At 56.1% G+C, this 21047-nt stretch carries 13 protein-coding genes; 8 read left to right on the top strand and 5 right to left on the bottom strand.

Translation table 11 applies throughout. The annotated features are described in order from the left end of the window. Window positions 1–257 precede the first annotated feature (257 nt). From EA20_RS0110660 to EA20_RS0110650, 3 genes are all read left to right on the top strand, one after another. Window positions 258–1979, top strand: coding sequence for a glycerol-3-phosphate dehydrogenase/oxidase (locus EA20_RS0110660; RefSeq protein WP_024966811.1), 1722 nt, complete (start codon window positions 258–260; stop codon window positions 1977–1979). Window positions 1980–2348: 369 nt separating this feature from the next. After that, complete coding sequence (opgB, locus tag EA20_RS0110655) at window positions 2349–4646, top strand: phosphatidylglycerol--membrane-oligosaccharide glycerophosphotransferase (RefSeq protein WP_024966810.1); 2298 nt, start codon at window positions 2349–2351, stop codon at window positions 4644–4646. 215 nt (window positions 4647–4861) lie between these two features. Then, window positions 4862–6421, top strand: a complete 1560-nt coding sequence (locus EA20_RS0110650; RefSeq protein WP_024966809.1) for a methyl-accepting chemotaxis protein — start codon at window positions 4862–4864, stop codon at window positions 6419–6421. A 102-nt stretch (window positions 6422–6523) separates the two neighbouring features. On the opposite strand, the gene EA20_RS0110645 is transcribed toward EA20_RS0110650, so the two are convergent. Continuing rightward, on the bottom strand, window positions 6524–8077 hold the full coding sequence (locus EA20_RS0110645; protein WP_024966808.1) for a sensor domain-containing diguanylate cyclase: 1554 nt from the start codon (window positions 8075–8077) through the stop codon (window positions 6524–6526). 270 nt (window positions 8078–8347) lie between these two features. On the opposite strand from EA20_RS0110645, the gene ampH reads away from it, so the two are divergent. Together ampH and fucO are read left to right on the top strand one after the other, a co-directional pair. After that, entirely contained in the window at window positions 8348–9541 is a 1194-nt protein-coding gene (ampH, locus tag EA20_RS0110640; RefSeq protein ID WP_024966807.1) for a D-alanyl-D-alanine-carboxypeptidase/endopeptidase AmpH, read from the top strand. A 175-nt stretch (window positions 9542–9716) separates the two neighbouring features. After that, the gene (fucO, locus tag EA20_RS0110635) at window positions 9717–10868 is read left to right on the top strand and encodes a lactaldehyde reductase (RefSeq protein ID WP_024966806.1); all 1152 of its coding nucleotides are present in this window, start codon (window positions 9717–9719) and stop codon (window positions 10866–10868) included. A gap of 37 nt (window positions 10869–10905) precedes the next feature. On the opposite strand, the gene EA20_RS0110630 is transcribed toward fucO, so the two are convergent. The 3 genes from EA20_RS0110630 to EA20_RS0110620 form a co-directional block, all read right to left on the bottom strand. Then, window positions 10906–12171, bottom strand: a complete 1266-nt coding sequence (locus EA20_RS0110630; protein WP_024966805.1) for an MFS transporter — start codon at window positions 12169–12171, stop codon at window positions 10906–10908. Between the two features lie 72 nt (window positions 12172–12243). After that, a complete protein-coding gene (locus tag EA20_RS0110625) occupies window positions 12244–15348 on the bottom strand; it encodes a beta-galactosidase (protein WP_024966804.1) in 3105 nt (1034 codons plus the stop codon). A 121-nt stretch (window positions 15349–15469) separates the two neighbouring features. After that, window positions 15470–16561: a LacI family DNA-binding transcriptional regulator gene (locus EA20_RS0110620; protein ID WP_024966803.1), complete on the bottom strand. Its 1092-nt coding sequence runs from the start codon at window positions 16559–16561 to the stop codon at window positions 15470–15472. Window positions 16562–16987: 426 nt separating this feature from the next. On the opposite strand from EA20_RS0110620, the gene EA20_RS0110615 reads away from it, so the two are divergent. Genes EA20_RS0110615 through EA20_RS0110605 form a run of 3 tightly spaced genes read left to right on the top strand, consistent with a single transcriptional unit; the run spans window position 16988 to window position 19852 of the window. Next, window positions 16988–17986 (top strand): TRAP transporter substrate-binding protein, encoded by a 999-nt coding sequence (locus tag EA20_RS0110615; protein WP_024966802.1) that lies wholly within the window; start codon window positions 16988–16990, stop codon window positions 17984–17986. Between the two features lie 43 nt (window positions 17987–18029). After that, window positions 18030–18551 carry a TRAP transporter small permease gene (locus tag EA20_RS0110610; RefSeq protein WP_024966801.1) on the top strand — a complete coding sequence of 174 codons (522 nt, stop codon included), beginning with the start codon at window positions 18030–18032 and terminating at the stop codon, window positions 18549–18551. Continuing rightward, window positions 18551–19852, top strand: a complete 1302-nt coding sequence (locus EA20_RS0110605; protein ID WP_024966800.1) for a TRAP transporter large permease — start codon at window positions 18551–18553, stop codon at window positions 19850–19852. Before EA20_RS0110610 ends, EA20_RS0110605 begins: the two co-directional genes overlap by 1 nt. Before the next feature lie 415 nt (window positions 19853–20267). Here EA20_RS0110605 and EA20_RS19680 read toward each other — a convergent pair whose 3' ends face one another. After that, a complete protein-coding gene (locus EA20_RS19680) occupies window positions 20268–21041 on the bottom strand; it encodes a glycosyltransferase family 25 protein (RefSeq protein WP_024966799.1) in 774 nt (257 codons plus the stop codon). Window positions 21042–21047 lie beyond the last annotated feature (6 nt).

Genomic DNA, 21047 nt, shown 5'->3' with positions numbered 1-21047 from the left:
ATTCCATTGCTGATAAAAGGCTGTTTTATCGGGGTTATTCAAAATAAAAGTTAACCAAATATGTATTCAGACGCATTTACTCATAAAAGTAAGCCTTTTGTGCGTTATTTTCGCTGGTGATGGACCTGAAAGCCCAGGAAAAATGGGTGTGAGGTTATTTTTGCAGCGCCCCCTTTTTCCTGTTTTGAGTTAACATTTAAACAACATACCCGCTTTTCTTTCTCTTCTTCCGCAAGGTAAGACTCAGGAGCGACCAGATGACTGAACATGTGAACGACCGGGCGACGCTGCTGGCCCGGCTGCGGCAAATACCCCGGACGCCCGTCCTGATTGTGGGAGGAGGGATCAACGGCATCAGCACCTTCCGTGAACTGGCGTTGCAGGGGATCCCTGTACTGCTGATTGAACGGGGTGACTGGTGTCAGGCGGCCAGCGGAGCGTTGTCGAGAATGATCCATGGCGGCCTGCGCTACCTGGAAACGGGCGAGTTCACGCTGGTGCAAGAGGCACTTTCGGAGCGTAATCGCCTGCTGAAAAACGCGCCGCATTACGTTTTCCCGCTGCGGACTACGGTGCCGGTAGACAGCTGGAGCAGCGGCATGCTCGGTGCCGGTAAGCGCTTTCTCGGCCTTGATACTTCAACCCCTTCACGCCGTGGAGCGCTGCTGCTTAAGAGCGGCCTGGCGCTTTATGATGCCTGGGCAGGCCGCTACGGCGCGCTCCCCCGCCATCAGCTTCATGATAGTGCCGAAACGCGCCAGCGCTGGCCAGGCTTCGCGGACTGGGTGAAATACAGCGCTTCCTATTACGATGCCTGGATAACCGCACCAGAGCGGCTGGGTTTTGAGCTGACGGATGATACTATGCAGGCCTGTCCCGCTGCGCTGGCGCTGAATTATCTCAGTCTGCAGCGCTGCGATGGCGAAAACATCACGCTCAGCGACAGGCTGACCGGTGAAGAATTCACGCTACAGCCGCATATCGTCGTGAACGCCACCGGTGCCTGGATCGATCGCCTTAACGGTACGCTCAGTGCGGCTTCTGCGGGAGAGAAGCTGATCGGCGGGACCAAAGGCTCCCATCTGGTGCTGCGCTGCCCGGCGCTACTGGCGATGCTGGCAGGCGAGATGATCTACTATGAGAACCTGGATGGCCGTATTTGCCTTCTTTTCCCCTGGTACGGCAATGTGCTGGCGGGCACCACGGATATCCGTGTGGACAATCCTGACGCAGCGATCTGCGAAGCAGATGAGCAGCGTTATATTCTTGAGTCGCTGAAATTTATTTTTCCGCATTTGCCGCTCAGCGAGAACGACGTACTTTATACCTTTTCCGGCATCCGTCCGCTGCCCGCCAGCGACGCCGCCACCAGCGGCGCCATCTCCCGCAGCCATTCGCTGAAGCTGATCCCACCCAGCCGGGACCGGGCTTTCTCCACGCTCTGCCTGATTGGCGGAAAATGGACGACGTTCCGCAGCTTTGGTGAACAGGCCGCCGGCCGCGTGCTTAATCTGCTGGGCGAGCGCCGCAAAGTCAGTACAGAAGCGCTTGCGATCGGCGGCGGACGGGACTATCCGGACGCGGCGCATAAAACGGCATGGATTAAAGCTCTGAGCGATGAGAGCGGCTTATCGCCTGAGCGTATCACTCAACTGCTTAAACGCTATGGCACCCGGGTGCAGATGATGGTGAAGTTTATCGTCAGCGAGCCGGATGCGTCGCTGTACACGCTGCCTGACTGGAGCCGGAACGAGCTACGCTATCTGATCCGTTATGAACAGGTTCAGAAACTGAATGATCTTCTGATCCGCCGCACGCCGCTCGCCGTCAGCGGCCAGCTCTCCACCCCGCTGATCGAGGAGATCGCGCAGCTAATTGCACAGGAACGAGGCTGGACGGCAGCACAAACTAAGCAGGCGCTGGCGGAAACCTGCGCAGAGCTGCAGCGGGAACATGGCGTTCACCTGGCAGAGGTGTGATCTCAATCAGACTTCCGGCATTTTATCCCGCAACAGGGCGCCGTGCGCATCAGGATGATTCTCCTTAACAATGCGGCTGGCGGCACCCTCTTATCATTTGTTAAAGCGCATGAATAATAAGGCTATTTATAACCCATTCCGGTCATGCGCTGGCCGGAAACATCAGTAACCCAGCGAACATGAAATAAAAACTTCAACAAACCATCAACAAACGGCAATAAACTGCGGGGCGGCTCACATTTCATTCACCGTTCTGCGCCTTGCCAGTGATAATCCGCTGCATTAAATTGATGGGTTCATCACCAACCGTTCGGTTTTCTCCCTTCCCCGGCCACGGGCCGACGCGCGCTCAGAGGATCATAAAAACAGATGGGTTCCGAACTTCTCTCGCTGATATTGTTTATCGCTTCGGTGCTGCTCTATGCCTGGAAAGCCGGCAGAAACCGGCTCTGGTTCTCGGCTATCCTGCTGTTTCTCGGGATCTATATCATTCTCAACGCCACCCTGCTGGCGAGTAATTACTTTACCGGCGAAGGGATTAACGACGCGGTCATTTATACCATTACCAGCAGCCTGAGCGGGGCGGGCATCAGCAAGTATATTCTGCCGGGTCTCGGCCTGATCGGCGGCCTGGTTCTGCTGTTTTTGCTGCTTTCCTGGGTACTGCGCCTGCGCAAAGCGCGGCGGGCGAGTCCTCTCTACAGCCTGCTGGCGTTAATGCTGGCGCTGGCCTCCATTAACACCACGCCGGCTTATCAGCAGGTTTCCAGCCTGATTAAATCTCAGGTCGCGCGGGGAACTTCCGATTTCTACACCCATTACAAAGTGCCGGGCAAGCAGCTTCGCGGCGATAAACCCAACCTGGTTTATATCTATGCTGAAAGCCTGGAGCGTACCTACTTTGACGACCGGGCCTTTCCGGAGCTTGCGCCCGAGCTGAGCAAGCTGAAAAACAGCGCGCTCGATTACAGTAATACGGAGCAGCTTCCGGGCACCGAATATACCATCGCTGGCATGGTAGCCTCGCAGTGCGGTATCCCGTTGTTTGCGCCTTTTGACGGCAATGCTTCCAGCTCGCTCTCCACCTTTTACCCCCAGAACGTCTGCCTGGGCGATATTCTGAAAGCATCCGGCTATCAGAACTACTTCTATCAGGGCGCCAACCTCAGTTTTGCCGGAAAGGATCTCTTTCTTTCGTCACACGGCTTCGATCATCTCTATGGCCTGAACGAACTGAAAAGCGTGGTCAAAGATCCCACTTACCGTAACGACTGGGGCTGGTATGACGACACGGTGCTCGACGTCGTCTTTGATAAATACCTGACGCTGGCGAAAGCAGGTAAGCCGTTCTCGCTCTTCACCCTGACGGTAGACACTCACCACCCGGACGGCTTTATTTCCCGTAGCTGCCGGCAGAAGAACTGGATCTATGATGGCAAACCCAATAAATCTTTTGCTGCCGTCGCCTGTAGCCAGGAGCATATCGCCAGGCTGATTGAACGCATCCGCGCCACGCCGTACTTTAAAAATACGGTTATTGTGGTCAGCTCTGACCATCTGGCGATGAACAATACCGCCTTCCGCTATCTCAACCAGCACGATCGCCGCAACCTGTTCTTTATGCTGCGCGGCAGTGATAACAGCAGCAAGGTGGTCACCGTGAAGCGCAGCTCGCTGGATAACGGCGCCACCGTGCTTGACGCCATGGGCGGTGATAACTTTATCGGCCTCGGGCGCAGCAGCCTTTCGTCCACCTCGCTCTCGACCACTTATCTGAATATCCGGGAGAAAATCAACGAGTGGAAGCCGGACGTCATCAAGCTCTGGAACTTCCCGAAGGCTATATCGGATTACACGATTGATACCGCCAGCAATACTTTCAGTTTCTCAGGCGTCCACTTTAAGCTGCCGCTGCTGCTGTCGGTCACGCCGGGCAAAGTCGAACCGAAATTTGACGTCTATCTCTCTGCTCCCCTGAAGCAGCAGCTGGCGCAATTTCCGCAGGAGAGAAAGTTTGTCTGGATAGACCGCTGCTTCAAAATAGGCAGCGTCTGGGACAAAACGCTTGAGCTGAACAGCGGCCTTTGCGTGGCGAACGGTACGCTGGGCAGCCAGCCTGAAATCGTGCAGGTTGCGCCGGGCATTACCCAGGGCAGCGTCGCTTTCCGCAATGTGGGCAACCATAATGATGCACGCTATCAGCAGACGGTCACCCGCCTGCGCACTGCAGATAAAGATATTAAATACAGCTCGGACAGCATTCACTTTGCGGTGCCGGGCCTGCCGGAACAGGTGCTGAAAGTCTCCGGCCTTTCCTATATCGAACCCTGGGGTGGCCGCTGGTCTGATGCTAATTTGCTGCCTTCAGTCACCCTTGACTACCTGGAACCGCTGCCTGCTGCTTTCGATCTTGAGCTGACCGCGCGCGCGTTTGGCGCCAACAGTAACCGGCCATTCCGCATCAAAGTCGGTAATGAAACGCAGCCTGTTACGCTGACCACCAGCAACACGACCCAACGGGTTCATTTCAGCAATACCGCCGGCGCCCGTACGGTGGAGATTATCCCTCCGGCACCGGAAGAGACGGCCGAAGGCGCCATTGATGGCTTCGCCGCCCGCAAGCTCGGTATTGGCCTGGTAAAACTGAAGATTATTCCTGCCTCTTAGCTGTCTGGTCTCTGGTGCGCATCGCCGGAGGCCGTTTTTCCTTTGCGTTAACGCCATAGCACACATAGCCCGTCAAGTTTTCATCGCAGCTGCCGATGGTAAAAGGTTGGGCGGGCCAGATAATAAACTCAGCTGGTTAAGTGGGTAACCACGCCTTCCCACAATCCTGTCACCGGTGTAATCACCACTTTTGTTTATCCAAAGGGATCTTAGAAATGGCATTTGTACAAAATATGAAAGTCGGGGTTCGCCTCGGGGGAGCTTTCAGTCTGGTTATCCTGCTGTTAATTATCGTCAGCATCACGGCAACAGTGAAGATCGGCAGCATCAACAACACCGTCAACAGCATTGTTAATGACCGTTACGTTAAAGTCCGGCTGGCCTTCGACGTGCGCGACGGCGTCAATGAACAGATTAAATATCTGCGTGGAATGGTCATTGACACCACCCGCCCACAAAACAATGTAAAACGTTTCGATCAGCTGAGTGATGCCACCCAGAAAACCTCAGACGCAATTGCGGCGATTGCCAAAATCCAGACGACGGCCGTAGGCAAGAAGAAAATCCAGGCGGTAGAGGACGCCGCCACCGCGTTTGAGCAGGCCAAAACCGTCCTGCTCAACCTGGTACGTACTGGTGATGAGAGCGGTGCCGCCGAGTATGCGCTTAAGAAAATCACACCGATCCAGAATACCTTTCTGGAGCTGGCCACAAACTTTGCCGACTCGCAGTCGCAGCAGCTTCAGTCAGAAGGGGCCAGCGCTCTTAACGACGGCGAAACGGCAATTCATATCACGCTTATCTTCTCAGCCCTCGCGGTGCTGATGGCCATGGTCCTCGGCTATTTCCTGACGCGGTCGATCGTCAGGCCACTACGGGAAGCCGTCGCTATTGCCAGCAATGTAGCCGCAGGCGATCTGCGTACCGTTATCCGCGTCACTTCCCGTGATGAAACCGGCCAGCTGATGGCGGCGCTGAAGGAGATGAACGACAACCTGCTGCGCATCGTAACGGAAGTACGCAGCGGCACCGATCTGATTGCCAGCGCTTCCAGCGAGATCTCAGCGGGTAATATGGATCTCTCTTCGCGAACTGAACAGCAGGCAAGCTCCCTGGAGGAGACAGCATCCGCCATGGAGCAGATGACCTCAACCGTGAAGCAGAATGCGGATAATGCGCGGCAGGCTAACGAACTGGCGGCGCAGGCCTCCAGCGTGGCGGTACAGAGCGGCGCAGCGGTGAACAACGTTGTGACCACCATGGAGATGATCAACAGCTCGTCCCGTAAAATCGTCGATATTATCAGCGTGATTGACGGTATCGCCTTCCAGACCAATATCCTGGCGCTGAATGCCGCCGTGGAAGCCGCCCGCGCCGGTGAGCAGGGGCGTGGTTTTGCAGTTGTCGCAAGCGAAGTACGTAACCTGGCGCAGCGTTCCGCCTCCGCCGCCAAAGAGATTGCTCAGCTAATTGAAGATTCCGTGGCAAAAGTGGATGAAGGCGGCAGGCAGGTCGCGAGAGCCGGTACCACCATGGAAGAAGTGCTGTCGAGCGTGAAGAGCGTCACGGAGATTATGGGCGAGATCTCTATCGCCAGTAGCGAGCAGAGTAGCGGGATCGACGAGATTAATATGGCGATCACCCAGATGGATCAGGTCACCCAGCAGAACGCCTCGCTGGTACAGGAATCCGCCTCCGCCGCCCATTCCCTTCAGGAGCAGGCGGTTCAGCTTTCTCAGGCGATCAGCATCTTTAAGCTGAACGCCGCCTCTTAAACTGCGGTAAATTTGTGTGGTGATAACGTGTCACCACACGAAAACCGATAAGCGTCTGACAAGGACTTGAAGCAGGCAGTTGTATTATCAGGCGTGCCGGTTTCACCCAGGTGAGCCGACCGCCTGATTCCGTCCCTGGCGCTTCGCCTCATAGAGTGCGGCGTCCGCCTGATGCTTCAGCGTCTGAATATCCATATAGTTTCCCGTTCCGGTCACGGTGGCGCAGCCGGCGCTCAGCGTTACCACGCTTTCGGCAATCTCCGTCTCACAGTGCGGGATCCGGCAGCGTCGGACGTTTTCTACCGCGCGTCTGGCGATCGCCAGTGCCTCTTCAGCGGCGGTTTCAGGCAGGACAATCGCAAACTCTTCACCGCCATAGCGCGCAACCAGAGCGTTATCCCGCAGCGACATATTCCGCAGCGCACCGCTCACGGTCTCAAGACACTTATCGCCAGCAACATGTCCGTAAGCATCGTTATAGCGCTTAAAAAAATCGATATCCATCATCACCAGCGAGACGGGTTTACCGTTTGCCGACGCCTGCTTCATGCTCTCACGCAGATAGATATCAAACTGACGCCGGTTAGCCAGTCCGGTCAGCCCGTCAATCAGCGCCATCGCCTGGAGCATCCGGTTAATCACGGTCAGCTCATCGCGCAGATGCGTCAGCTCCGTCTGATTTTTGACGTTGATGCGCACCTGGCGCAGCACAATCAGCCCGATGACCATAATAATGATCAGTAACAGCAGATTAAGCGCAATATCCTGGGATTTCTCTTTCAGCCAGTTTTGCAGCAGCGAGGGCTTATCATAGCCAGCGGCGACCACCAGCGGATAACGCGCTGAGCGGACAAAGCCGAATATGCGGGTGTGGCCATCCAGTGCCGCATTCCACTGCCCGCTTCCCCGATCTGACTTCACCAGCATCTCCTGAAAAAGCCGGCTGGAAGAGAGATCTTTGCCGACGAAGCTGTCCGGCATGGGACGCGCGTAAAGCACGGTGCTGTCATCCAGCATCAGGACCAGCACATCCCTTTCCCCCAGCTCGTAATAGGCGTAGAACTGACGGAAATAGTCCACCCTGACGGTTGCCAGCAGCACGCCCGCAAAGCCGCCTGCGGCATCATTCAGCCGCAGCGAAACCGGAATCACCAGCTCGCCGGTGCTGCGGCTCTGGATTGCCGGGCCGATGTGAATATTGTTATGGCCGTTCTGCCGGTGGTAGGCAAAATATTCGCGATCGGAGTTATTGGCACCTTTTGGAGTCTGCGCCAGCGACCAGGAAAGCCAGTCTCCCGAGGCGTTGTAATAGAACAGGCCATGCAGCTGAGGCAGATGGCTGCGCTGCTCCCGCATGATCTGGCTTAACGCTTCGGTATTCACCCGGCCTGAAGGCTCCTGCTGGATATGGCGCTGGATCTCCCTTAACGAAATCTCCGTTTGCAGAAAGGTATCTTCAGCCTGGCGGGCCTGCGAAAGCGCCAGATTCACGGCACGTTCTTCCGCCGAGCGGATGGTTTGCTGCCATGACGTGTTGAGCGACCAGAGGTTCATCAGTACCACCGCCAGGATCAGCAGGCAGCCCGATACCGCGAGGTTACGTCCAAGAGACGAGCCTAACAGTAAAAATGTGGACACGCGGTGACCGAGGCTCATCAATTTCTCCTGCGAAAATCATTACTTTTATTAAGCATAGCGGACGGTTCGTTGAAAGAATGCGTTCATTAATGGGTAAAAATCATCTTCCCATGCCAGGTGTATGCCGGAACATCAGGTCCAATAAGGGAGACTTAAGCGCCCAGAAACGCGACGCGAACTGGCAATCCACCAGCAAACCTCAGTCCTGATGCCAGGTGAAAAAAAACGCGGATCGCCTTTTTTTGCCGATGCGAATCAGATTACTATACGGACCCCTGACTGAATCCGATGGACATACGCACGTTGAAAGCGCTACTTCACCGTTTGCTGGCCCTGGCCGCCGCCGCCCTGCCGCTCTGTAGCCTGGCCGCGCCCTCCGCTACCGACCCGCTGCTGGCGTCTCAGATTGTCGATCGCTATGCCGACAACATCTTTTACAACAGTAAAGCGACCGGCATGGCGATCGTGGCCATCGATGCTAACCAGCGGGTCTTCGCCAGCCGCGGCAGCGTGCGCCCCGGCAGCCTCGTGCGGCCGCAAAAAGATTCTCTGGTCCGCATCGCTTCCCTGACCAAGTTAATGACCAGCCAGCTGCTGGTGAAGCTTTCAGAGCAGGGCGTGCTGCGCCTGGACGATCCGCTCAGCAAATATGCGCCGGATGGTCGCCACGTGCCCGCTTACGCCGGTCATACGATCACGTTGATTAATCTTGCCACCCACACCAGCAGCCTGCCGCGCGAACAGCCGGGCGGCAAACCGAATCGACCGGTGTTTGTCTGGCCAACCTACAGTCAGCGCTGGCGCTGGCTGGACAGCGCTCAGATCCAGGCGGCGCCGGGCACCCAGGCGGGCTACTCCAACCTGGCCTATGACCTGCTGGGCGATGCCCTTTCCCGCGCCGCTGGCGTGGCCTATCCGGAACTGCTGAAGCGCGAAATCACCCGCCCGCTCGGCATGAAGGATACCACCTTCACCCCTTCGCCGGAGCAGTGCCGCCGGCTGATGGTGGCGGAAAAAGGGGCCAGTCCGTGCATCAGTACGCTGGCCGCCATCGGCAGCGGCGGCGTCTACTCAACGCCGGATGATATGGCCCGCTGGATGCAGCAGTTTCTCTCCTCCGACGTGCACGCCCGCTCAGCCCAGGCCGATCGTCTGCAGACGATGATCTACCAGCGCAGCCAGCTGACCAAAGTGAGCGGCATGGATGTACCGGGCAAGGCCGCTGCCCTTGGGCTGGGCTGGGTGTATATCGCGCCGCAGGATGGCAGACCGGGGATCATTCAGAAAACCGGCGGCGGCGGCGGCTTTATCACCTATATGGCGATGGTGCCGCGTTACAGCGTGGGGGTTTTTGTGGTGGTGACGCGTTCGCCGCACACGCGCTTCACGCCGATGAGCGACGGCGTCAATAACCTGCTGACCGAGCTTATCGGCAACACCTCAGACAGCGCACAGCTGGCCGCCACTATTATGGCCAACTGATCCCGGACCGGCAGAAACGCAATTTTCTGCCGGTCTCCGCTGGCTAGCTGCCTGTTTCAGATTCCGTTTCGGTCCTATCGCCTCTCTTCCTGATCCCCGTCAATAACCCCCCGCCCCGTTCCTGTACATATTTTCCTCAAGAATCCGGATTATCATCCACCTTAAGGAGAATGGAATGCTTCACAGAATGATTTTGAATGAGACCTTCTGGTTCGGCAGCGGCGCGGTGTCACAACTCGTCAGTGAGATCACCCAGCGGAATTTTAAAAAGGCGCTGCTGGTGACTGACAAGGTGTTAGTTCAGGCTGGCGTGATTGAGAAAGTAACAGCGCTGCTGGATAAGCATCAGCTTGCGTGGCAGCTCTTCGATGAGGTGATGCCTAATCCCACCATCAGCCTGGTTCAGCGCGGCGTGGGCGCTTTTAAGGCGGCCCAGGCTGACTACCTGATCGCCATCGGCGGCGGCTCTCCCCAGGATACGGCCAAAGCGATCGGCATTATTATCAACAATCCGGAATTTGAGGATGTCCGCAGCCTTGAGGGCGTGGCCGCGACGCGTAATCCCTGCGTGCCGATTATCGCCATTCCTACCACTGCCGGCACAGCGGCAGAAGTCACCATCAACTATGTGATCACCGATGAAGAAAAACGACGCAAATTTGTCTGCGTTGATCCCCATGCCATTCCGAAAGTGTCGCTGATTGATGCCGATATGATGAAAAGCATGCCGCCTGCGCTGAAAGCCGCCACCGGTATTGATGCGCTGACCCATGCCATTGAAGGCTACACCACCAGGGGCGCCTGGGAGCTTTCCGACGCGCTGCACCTGAAGGCGATTCAGATCATCAGCCGTTCACTGCGTGCCTCGGTCGCTGGCGACGCGAAGGGCGTTGAGGATATGGCGCTCGGCCAGTATATCGCCGGCATGGGCTTCTCTAATGTCGGACTAGGGCTGGTGCACGGTATGGCTCATCCGCTGGGCGCGTTTTATAACGTGCCACACGGCGTGGCCAACGCCATTATTCTGCCTCACGTGATGGCGTGGAACGCGCCGTTTACCGGTGAGAAATACCGCGATATCGCCCGCGCCATGGGCGTGCCAAGGGTCTGCCCGATGACGCTGGATGAGGCACGCGCCGCTGCGGTGGAAGCGGTCAGAAAACTCGGCGCGGATGTGGGTATTCCGCTGAGGCTGCGTGATGTGGGGATGAAAGAGGAAGATATTCCGGCGCTGGCGCAGGCTGCCTTTGATGATGTCTGCACCGGCGGCAATCCACGTGAAGCGTCACTGGAGGAGATTACGGCACTATACCGCCAGATTTACTGATGATCAGATGCAGGCGCGCTGCGCCTGCATCTGAACGTTATCCGGCCAGTGGCTGTTTGCGCTGGATAAACTGCCGCAGCAGCCCCACCGGCCCCAGCCCGCTCAGCGTAAACGCAGAGAGCACCGTAAAGCCCAGCGCCACGCAGCCCAGGATCAGATAGGTCCCCTGAAAGCCCACTTTGTCATACATATTGCCCGCAAAGATCGACATAAAAATCACCGCAAGCTGCTTGAAGAAGCAGAAGCAGACCAGATAGATGGTGGCCGAAAAGCGCACCTCGAACTGGGTGGTGATGTATTTAAAGCAGCCGACGATCAGGAACGGGATTTCAAACATATGCAGCGTTTTAAGGAACACCACTTCCACCGGCGTGGTAGCGAAAGATGAGCCGATGATGCGCACGGACATAATCATCCCGGCCAGCAGCAGCGCATTCTTTCCGCCGATGCGGTTAACGATCAGCGGCGCAAAAAACATGATGCAGGCGTTCAGCAGCTCCCCCAGGGTGGTGACATAACCAAAGACCCGCGTTCCCTGCTCCGGCGAGGTGAAAAAGCCGGTAAAGAAGTTGGCAAACTGCTGGTCAAACACATCATAAGTACAGGATACGCCCACCACGTAGAGCGACAGGAACCAGAGTTTCGGCTCTTTCAGCAGCTGTAACGCCATTTTCAGGCTGAACGCTTTGTGGTTGGCCCCCAGCTTGTCAGCCACTTCGGCGCTTTTCTGCGTCTGGGGTTTGGCAATGAAAAGTAAGATCGCCAGGATCACCGCGCAGCCGGAGCCGAGCCAGAACACAAATTCATTATTGATAGTGAACATAATGCCCGCGATAGAGGCGCATAGCGCCCAGCCCACGCAGCCAAACATCCTCGCCCGCCCGAACTCAAAGTCACTGCGGCGGCTCACTTTCTCAATGTAGGCTTCAATCGCCGGCGCACCGCCGTTATAGATAAAGCCCAGATAAATCCCGCCCACGATAGAGCCGAGCAGCACGTTGGTTTTCAGCAGCGGGCCAAACACATAGATAAAAAACGGGGCGAACAGCACCAGCATCCCGGTGATGATCCACAGCAGATGTTTTTTCAGCCCCAGCTTATCGGAAAGCAGGCCAAAGACCGGCTGAAACAGCAGGGAGAAGAAAGAGATACAGGCGAAGATAATCCCGGTATCGCTCTTGCTGATCTGGTTAATATCATGCAGCCAGATCGGGAAAAAAGGAAAATAGGCACCCATGATGAAGAAGTAAAAAAAGAAAAACAGGCCGAACATCCAGAAATTGGTATTTTTGATGTAGTGCATTTTTCAGTTCCAGGCAGGGTAAGCATCGGGCCGCCGCGTAAGCGGCCCGGATTTTTCGTGCAGACGAACGCCTTAATCGCGGCGTTTCCAGCTCAGCCGGTAGCGGCAGGAGGAACCCTGCAGCAGATATTCCGGCGCCACGCTCGGGCTCCAGGAGTCATCACCGCCGACGCCCATATGAAAACCATCAATATTCAGCCAGCTTCCCGCCTCGGGCTTAAGCAGGTGGCGGTGGGTCGTCTCCTCAAGCTGCTGCGGACTGTAGCGGCCAATATTGAAATGGAACTGCCCTGCCAGCTGATGCGGCCCGTAGTGCAGCTGTCGGGTATCGCAGCGCAGCCCGTTCTCACAGGGGCGGACATAAGGCGTGTGCATCTCCGCCAGCGGGCGCTGCCAGCGACCCTGCTGCGCCGCCAGCTTGCGGTCGGGATAGTTTTCATGCGGCCCCAGCCCGAGCCATTCGACCTGCTCCTCCACCTGCGCCAGCTGGCAGCTCAGCCCGATGCGCGGCGGCTGCGGCAGACCAAAGGTCACCGCCACATCCACGTCGATATGCAGTTCGCCGGTGCTGTCGATGCGCCAGCTTTTACGGCTGACAAACAATGTCTTGCCACCGCTTTTCCAGGCATGGGCGGTGCGGATCAGCACTTCCTGCTGAAGCTTGTCGGCTGTACAGCTCAGCAGTTCCGCCTCCATCTGCCAGAAGCCTGCCGCCTTCCAGCGCTCGGCCCAGGCATTCGGATCGATGCGTTCGACTTCGCTGATGCCGATATCATTGTCCAGCGCCGCACGGATAAAGTTATCCCGCAGCGGCGTCAGAAAGGCCGGGCGATCCGCTTTCCACCACTGATTCAGCTCGCCTGCCTGACGGCTGAACGCCCAGCGCTGATCCTGATGCGACACCTCGAACAGCGCCTCAGTCACGGTCAGCGTGGGGCTTTCGCCGTGCGCTGGCGTGGCGGGCTGCATTGCCTGAGCCAGCGGGAGCTGCCACTGATCGCAGGCCACCACATGCCCGGCCTCTGACCAGCTGGTGGCGTCAGGCTGGATCACTTCAACGTTCAGCCAGAGCTGTCCGTTCTGAGGTGACAGTGAAGGATGTTCAAGGATCAGCCGCTGCCTGCCCTGCGGCGGCAGCGACAGCCTGATTTCGCCCTGTTCAAAAGGGTTGCCATCAAGGGTGAGCTGCCAGCGCAGCAGCTCATTGTCGCTGGCGCGGAACAAATATTCGCTCTCCACCTCAATTTCCAGCGGAGAATGGCCGATCAGCCTGAACTGGAAAAACTGCTGCGCGCGCTTCGCTTCATAGAGAGAGGGATGCGGCGTCCGGTCGGCAAACACCAGGCCGTTCATACAGAACTGACGATCGTTTGGCTTGTCGCCAAAATCGCCGCCGTAGGCGTGCCACTGCTCTCCGTCAGGATCGGTTTTGATCAGGGACTGATCGGCCCAGTCCCAGACGAATCCGCCCTGCAGCCGGGGATACTGACGGAACGCCTGCCAGTATTTGTCATAGCCGCCAAGGCTGTTGCCCATCGCATGTGCATATTCACACAGGATCAGCGGGCGGGTTTCCTCGGGCAGGCTGATCCATTTTTTAATGGACCACTTCGGCACCTGCGGGAAAGGCTGATCTTCATCCACCCTGGCGTACATCGGGCAGAGAATATCGGTCGCCGCCGTATCGGCACCGCCCCCCTCATACTGCACCGGACGACCCGGATCGTTAGCTTTGATCCAGCTGTAAAGGGCATCATGCGTGGCGCCGTGGCCTGATTCGTTGCCGAGCGACCAGATAATGATGCAGGGATGGTTACGATCGCGCTGCACCATGCGGGTCACGCGCTCGCTCATTGCCGGGAACCAGGTAGGATCATCCGATAACCGGTTCATCGGCTGCATGCCGTGCGTTTCGATGTTGGCTTCATCCACCACATAAAGCCCGAAACGATCGCAGAGTCGATACCACATCGGATGATTAGGATAGTGAGAACAGCGCACCGCATTGAAATTATTCTGCTTCATCAGGCGGATGTCTTCGATCATCGTCGCCACATCGATCGCCTGGCCATGCTCAGGATGATGCTCGTGGCGGTTAGTGCCGCGAATAAGCAGAGGCTGGCCGTTCAGCTTCAGCAATCCGTCCTCAATACCAACCTGCCGGAAGCCAACGTCACAGGCTTCCGCTTCATGGATCTGTCCCTGCGCATCTGTCAGCAGAATAACCGCGCGATACAGGTGCGGCGTTTCGGCATTCCAGAGCAGCGGGCGCTCCACCTGTAGCCGGAGTTCGGCCCGCTCGGCGTAGTTGCCCCGCTCATCCACCACCGCGCTGCCGGGCTGGGTGCTGCACTCTCCCACCAGCTGATGCGCCTGCCAGAGCTGGAGCGTGATGCGGCTGGCCGCGATAGCTTCGCCTGCCAGCGTCACATTCGCCACCAGATCGGCACGGGTGAAATCCGCGTTCAGATCGGTACGCAGCCGGAAGTCCGCCAGGCTGGTGGCGGGCTTGTTCAGCAGCCAGACGTCGCGAAAAATACCGCTCATCCGCCACATATCCTGATCTTCAAGCCAGGAGCCGTCGCTCCAGCGCAACACCATCACCGCCAGCCGGTTTTCGCCCGCCTGCAGCACGCCGGAGAGATCGAATTCCGCCGGCAGCCTGCTGTCCTGCGAATAGCCGATCCAGGTGCCGTTACACCAGAAATGGAAAGCTGAATTCACACCGTCAAATATAATGCGCGTGTGACCGGAGGCAAGATCCTCATCAGTCACATCAAATGTGAGCGAGTAACATCCCGTTGGATTCTCTTCCGGAACGTGCGGCGGCTGGGTGGTAAACGGATAGGTAATGTTAGAATAAATTGGCGCGTCATAGCCCAGCATCTGCCAGTTTGACGGCACCGGAATGCTGTCCGCTTCCGCCAGATCTTCCGTTACCCACTGTTCAGGCACCTGATAAGGGCTGGTAAAATAACTGAATTTCCATTTGCCGCTCAGGCTTAGCAGGCTGCTGCTCGCTTCGTCGTCGCGGGCAGCAAAGGCGTCACGCCAGCTGGAAAACGGCGGATGGGCAGCCAGCCGGTTAAGGTGGGTGATACCCGGACTTTCCCAGTCCCGGCGGGCCAACAGGGCGGATAAGCTTACGGAATAAGGCTGTTTAACAGTGTCGGTCATGCTGACTCCCGGAATTTACGAAGCGCTCACAATTTACGACACTATGTTGAGGGTAACACCAGGAGTAAAGCGGCAAACCGCCATTAGGTGATATGCCTCACGAAACGGATGCTTTCAGATATTACTGTTCAGGCGGCAGCTGGGCCACCTGACGGGCCAGTAACATCAGCGCATCCGCCAGCTGACCGGGCGTTGGTGCCGTGCCTCCAGGGCGTGCGGTTGTTTTTCGCTCTACCAGGGTGACCGGCAGGATGCGCGGCTGGCTCTGTGCCTCTCCACTGGCAATTTGCCGCACCAGACGCTCCACGATCTCCTCACCCAGCAGGCGGAAATCCTGCTTCACGGTGGTCAGCGGTGGAATATAGCAGGCGCTGTCTTCCGTATCGTCATAGCCAATCACCGAGACCTGGGCGGGCACCTGCAACCCCGCTTCGCTCAGCGCGCGCATCGCGCCCAGCGCCATCTGATCGTTGGCCACCAGCAGCGCATCGGGACGGGTGCCGCTTGCCAGCAGCGCCGACATAGTGTCAAAGCCGGATCGGGCGCTCCAGTTGCCGTACATCACCGTGACAGGCTTTAGCGCCGCCGCCGCCAGTCCAGCCAGCCAGCCTTCAAGGCGCAGCCGCGACGATACCGACGCATGCGGTCCGGCCAGCAGAGCGATGCGCTGATGCCCCAGCTTCAGCAGATGCGACACGCCAAGCCTGGCGCCTTCGGCAGGATCAAACAGCACGCTGTTGGCTGCCAGTGCGGGATTAACGTCGGCAAAAATCAGCGGTACGCCACCACAGGCGTCGCGCATCATCTGCACTTCCGCATCTTCAAGCGGCATATTAACGATCAGTCCATCCACCCGCTGTGAAAGCAGATAGCTGATGGCACGACGGCATCCCTGCGCATCTGGCTGCTCCAGCATGGAGATCAGCACATTGAAATTGTGCCTGCCAGCGGTGGATTTGACCGATGCGGCAATCTGCGAGGGCGCATGCAGGGAGAGCGTGGTGGTGACCAGACCGAGCGTCTTGCTCTGCTTGCCTGCTAGCTGTTGCGCCACCCGGTTCGGCACGTAGTGCAGCGCCGCCATCGCCGCCTCCACCTTTTTCCGCGTCTTATCAGAAACGTTCTCAGCCTGATTAATCACGCGCGACACCGTCTGGTAAGAGACGCCCGCCTGGCGGGCAACATCATAGAGCGTAGAGGATTTGGTTTTCATGCGGTCATCGCCTTCCCGGCAAGTTTTTTCAGGAAACTAACGTTATTTGCCGTCGGGAGCAACGATCATCTGTCGTGGCGGCGGTGCGCTTAAGGGTAAAAGTGCCACGCAGCATGATGAATGAAGCCATGAAATTAAAAAATAGTTTAAGCAAAGCGTAATTAAAGCAGGATCTTCAACTTTTTTAAGCTTATTACTTATTTTTTAGTAATGCGGTCACTCTTTCTCAAGCCATTGATGCGAATTAATAAATCACCGCCGTCGAAAATGCTTTCTGAAATCGTCTTTCAGACAAAAAGTGAACAGCATCACTAATTTTATAAAATGGCGTTTCATTTTTAATCTAATGAGACGCGCTTCAAACTATTCTTCACATTTAGTGCGTATTTTCTTTGCAACACTGGCGCCCCGCTTGAAAGGTAAAATATGAAACGTACTAAAATTTCAAAGCAGTTACTTCTGGCCCTGCCTCTCGTCGCTACCGCTTTTTCTTCCGCGGCGATGGACAAAATCACGCTGAAACTGGCGCACAATCTTGATACCTCCCACATTGTGCATCAGACCTGGGCACAAATGGCGAAAGATTTAAATGAGGAGTCCGGCGGCAAAATGAAGCTGCGTATTTATCCCGGCGGCCAGATGGGCGGTCCGCGTGAAACGCTTGAGCTGCTTCAGAATGGCGCTCTGGATATGACCAAAGCCATGGCTAATGAATTAGAAGCCTTTACCCCCGCCTATTCCATCTACAGTCTGCCTTACCTCTTTCATAGCGATGCGCACTTCAATGCTGTGATCCACGGCCCGGTCGGGCAGGCCATGACGGAGGAGACCAAAGCGAAAGGCTTCTTTCCAGTCGCGGCCTATGTGGGCGGCACACGCAGTTTCTATTCCAAAAAACCGATTCATTCTCCGGCCGATATGAAGGGCATGAAATTCCGCGTTATTGTAACGCCAACCACCATTAAATTTATTGAATTGCTTGGTGCGTCACCGGTTTCTATTCCATTAGGGGAAGTTTATACCGCGCTTCAGCAGGGCGTTATTGACGGCGCTGAAAATAATGAACCTTCCTATGTACAGACACGTCATGAAGAAGTCGCGAAATATTACACTGAAAACCAGCACACTTCGGTGCCCGACTATCTGGTGATATCGAATAAAACCTGGGATCGCCTGAGTGATGAACAAAAAGCGGTACTGGAAAAAGTCCTTAAAAAATCGGAAACCGAACAGGCCAAAGCCTGGAATATTATGGTGGCGGAGTCGGTAAAAGAAGCGGAGAAAGAAGGCGCAACCTTTATTAAAGTCGATAAAGAACCTTTCCGTAAAGCCTTACAGCCTCTCTACGATGAGTTTAAAAAAGATCCCGTCCGCGGCCCCTGGATTGCCCAGGTAGAAAATGCGGCTAAAGGTCTCGCGCAATAATGCACAGTAAGGGCGGCCTGGCCGCCCTTATGACGGGGGTTTTATGAAAATCGAAAAATATAAAAAAGCGATCGATAACCTACTGGCACTCTTCTGTATTATCGTGATGGTTATGCTGGTTATCTGCGTCGTCTGGCAGGTATTCAGCCGTTATGTGCTAGCCCAGCCCAGCACCTCAACCGATGAAATCGCCCGTTTCAGTATGATCTGGGTCGGTTTATTAGGCGCCGCCTATGCCACCGGTAAGCGCAAACACCTCAATATCGACCTCTTTACTTCAGAGCTGACCGGCGTGCGCAAACTGTTCAACCAGCTCTTTATTGATATCGCGATTTTCTTTTTTGCCGCCACCGTCATGGTATGGGGCGGGCTGTCACTGCTGCTTGGTGTTTATGAAACCGGCCAGCTCTCGCCTGCCCTGCAAATGCCGATGGCCTATGTCTATCTGGTGCTGCCATTAAGCGGCGTACTGATTTGCTGGTACAGCCTGCTGTTTATGGTGGAAACCGTGATGTGTCACCGCCACGAACCCGCTTTACCACAGACTGAAGGAGGGAAATCCTGATGGACTGGATGCTCACGGTTGTGATGTTTGGCTCCTTTTTCGTGCTTGTTTTTGCCGGTGTCCCCATCTCCTTCTCCATCGGACTGGCGACGCTGGCGGCAGGCGTAATGATGCTGCCCTTCGAGACCATTATTACGGTGGTCGGGCAGAAAATGGCAACCGGGCTCGACAGCTTCTCCCTGCTGGCGATCCCCTTCTTCTTCCTCGCCGGCTCGCTGATGAACAGCGGCGGTATCGCGCAGCGCCTGATTAACCTTTCACAGGTGCTGGTTGGCCGGGTGCCTGGCTCACTGGGCCATGTCAACGTCATGGCGAATATGCTGTTTGGCTCCATCTCCGGCTCAGCCGTGGCGGCCGCCGTTGCGGTCGGTGGCACCATGGCCCCGATGCAGAAAAAAGCCGGTTACGATCCCGCTTTCTCAGCGGCGGTGAACGTGACCTCCTGCATTTCCGGCCTGCTGATCCCGCCTTCTAACGTGCTGATTATCTATGCGCTGACCGCTGGCGGCATTTCGGTGGCGGCGCTCTTTATGGCTGGCTATATCCCCGGCATCCTGATGGGGCTGAGCGTAATGGTGGTGGCGGGCATCATTGCCAAACGCCGCGGCTATCCGGTGACGGAACGGCCAACGTTCGGCCTGATCCTGCGCGTGTTCTGGGATGCCTTCCCAAGCCTGATGCTGGTCGTGGTGGTCATGGGTGGAATTCTGGGCGGGATCTTTACCGCCACCGAAGCCTCCGCGATTGCCGTGGTTTATACCTTTATCCTGTCGGTGGTGGTTTATCGCCAGGTCAAACTCCGCGACCTGCCTGCCATTCTGCTGGACTCGGTGATTACTACCGCGATTGTGCTGCTGCTGATCGGGATTTCCGTCGGTATGTCCTGGGCAATGACCAATGCGGATATTCCCTACACCATCAGCGAAGCTCTGATGGCGGTGTCTGATAATCCGATCATTATTCTGCTGATCATCAACGTCATCCTGCTTATCGTCGGCATCTTTATGGATATGACGCCTGCGGTGCTGATTTTCACGCCGATCTTTTTACCCATCGTTAATGAGCTGGGTATGGATCCGGTGCACTTCGGCATCATGATGGTCTTTAACCTCTGCATTGGCCTCTGCACCCCGCCGGTAGGCAGCGCGCTCTTTGTTGGCTGCTCCGTCTCCGGTATCAAGATACAGGCGCTGATCAAACCGATGCTGCCTTTCTTTGCGGTCCTGGTGGTCGCGCTGATGGCGATAACCTATATCCCGTCGCTGAGCCTGTTTCTGCCGGGCCTGTTCGGTTTGCATTAATCAGTTACCAGGACGTGCTGAGCCAGAGGTGATCCTCTGGCTTTTTTTTTATTTGCGCATTAAGAAAAGGGGTATGACGGGGTGAGAGAATAACGTGTTGGGTAAAGGCGCATTCTAATGCTGCGTCAGTCTTTGACGTTCCCGCCGTCGGTATACTGCAAGTTTCTGTCCACCTGGCACCGGATGATTTTGCCGTGCTTAACTGATTCGGGCGTTCCCAGACAGTTTAGCGACAGGCATGCCCGGTTTGACACCGGTAACGTAACCGTCACGCCGTCGGGCATTTAATGAAATAACCCGCTTTCTGCCCAGCGTGGCGGATAAAAAACACCTGTTGTGCGCCGTCGAAGAGTGGGATCACTCAAAGCGCGATGCACTACTATGCCACCACACCCAATCCGTTTTTCAGCATCAATTACTGAAGCCGGCCATTCTCAATCGGTAAAAACTTCCTGACAAAGATTCGCCAGTAGGCGTTTTTCAGCTTTATCCAGAAAGGCCGATCTTTTTTAATCAGCTTAAAAGTCGCTGAGCGGTGAGTTTCCACTTTCTTTCTTTTCATCACCTCTTCATCACCGACCCAGATTGTAGACGTGTGGCTCAGCTCTGAATGCAGGCCGACTGGCGGAATAACGGCTTTCAGATTTACCAGTCCGTACTCCCTGAGCAGCGTCCAGCGATCGGCTTCCAGCCAGATGGGATATAAAAATGCTGAGAGCTTTTCCGCCGCCGCTTTGTTAAGGATATAGGCGTGCGTAAAAACCGCTTCGGTGACTTTCACCACCTGATGACAGTTGTTGATAACATCGCAGGGCTTGCGCACATATTTATCCGCTTCGCTAAGCAGAACTACTTCGGGCTGTTTGTTTTGCCTGCCGCGGTACCACGCCAGCACATCGGGTAGTGACGCCGTCAGCGCCACATCGTCCTCAAGGATTAAGGCACAGTCGATGTTTTCTGCCACGATTTTCCTGTAAATGCTGTGATGGCTCAGCGAGCAGCCAATCTCACCGGGCGTCATACCGGCAGCATAACGCGGATGCGTCAGCGCGCTGATTTCATTTGCTGAAAACAGCCGCCCGTCCACGGCACTGATAATTTCAGCCTCTAAGCCCATCCTGCTGCATTGCTGCAAAATGGCGTCACGGCGGAGTGCATCTTTCGCCAGATTTACGATAAAAATTTTCACTATTTA

The organism is Pantoea sp. IMH, assembly GCF_000599885.1.
Taxonomy (GTDB): domain Bacteria; phylum Pseudomonadota; class Gammaproteobacteria; order Enterobacterales; family Enterobacteriaceae; genus Erwinia.
The sequence above is the reverse complement of the archived record's forward strand: the minus strand, read 5'-3'. Positions and strand labels throughout refer to the sequence as shown.

Bases quoted from the DNA above. Each gene is read 5' to 3' on its own strand.
- EA20_RS0110660 (WP_024966811.1), top strand. From the start codon at position 258: ATGACTGAACATGTGAACGACCGGGCGACGCTGCTGGCCCGGCTGCGG.
- opgB (WP_024966810.1), top strand. From the start codon at position 2,349: ATGGGTTCCGAACTTCTCTCGCTGATATTGTTTATCGCTTCGGTGCTG.
- EA20_RS0110650 (WP_024966809.1), top strand. From the start codon at position 4,862: ATGGCATTTGTACAAAATATGAAAGTCGGGGTTCGCCTCGGGGGAGCT.
- EA20_RS0110645 (WP_024966808.1), bottom strand. From the start codon at position 8,077: ATGAGCCTCGGTCACCGCGTGTCCACATTTTTACTGTTAGGCTCGTCT.
- ampH (WP_024966807.1), top strand. From the start codon at position 8,348: ATGGACATACGCACGTTGAAAGCGCTACTTCACCGTTTGCTGGCCCTG.
- fucO (WP_024966806.1), top strand. From the start codon at position 9,717: ATGCTTCACAGAATGATTTTGAATGAGACCTTCTGGTTCGGCAGCGGC.
- EA20_RS0110630 (WP_024966805.1), bottom strand. From the start codon at position 12,171: ATGCACTACATCAAAAATACCAATTTCTGGATGTTCGGCCTGTTTTTC.
- EA20_RS0110625 (WP_024966804.1), bottom strand. From the start codon at position 15,348: ATGACCGACACTGTTAAACAGCCTTATTCCGTAAGCTTATCCGCCCTG.
- EA20_RS0110620 (WP_024966803.1), bottom strand. From the start codon at position 16,561: ATGAAAACCAAATCCTCTACGCTCTATGATGTTGCCCGCCAGGCGGGC.
- EA20_RS0110615 (WP_024966802.1), top strand. From the start codon at position 16,988: ATGAAACGTACTAAAATTTCAAAGCAGTTACTTCTGGCCCTGCCTCTC.
- EA20_RS0110610 (WP_024966801.1), top strand. From the start codon at position 18,030: ATGAAAATCGAAAAATATAAAAAAGCGATCGATAACCTACTGGCACTC.
- EA20_RS0110605 (WP_024966800.1), top strand. From the start codon at position 18,551: ATGGACTGGATGCTCACGGTTGTGATGTTTGGCTCCTTTTTCGTGCTT.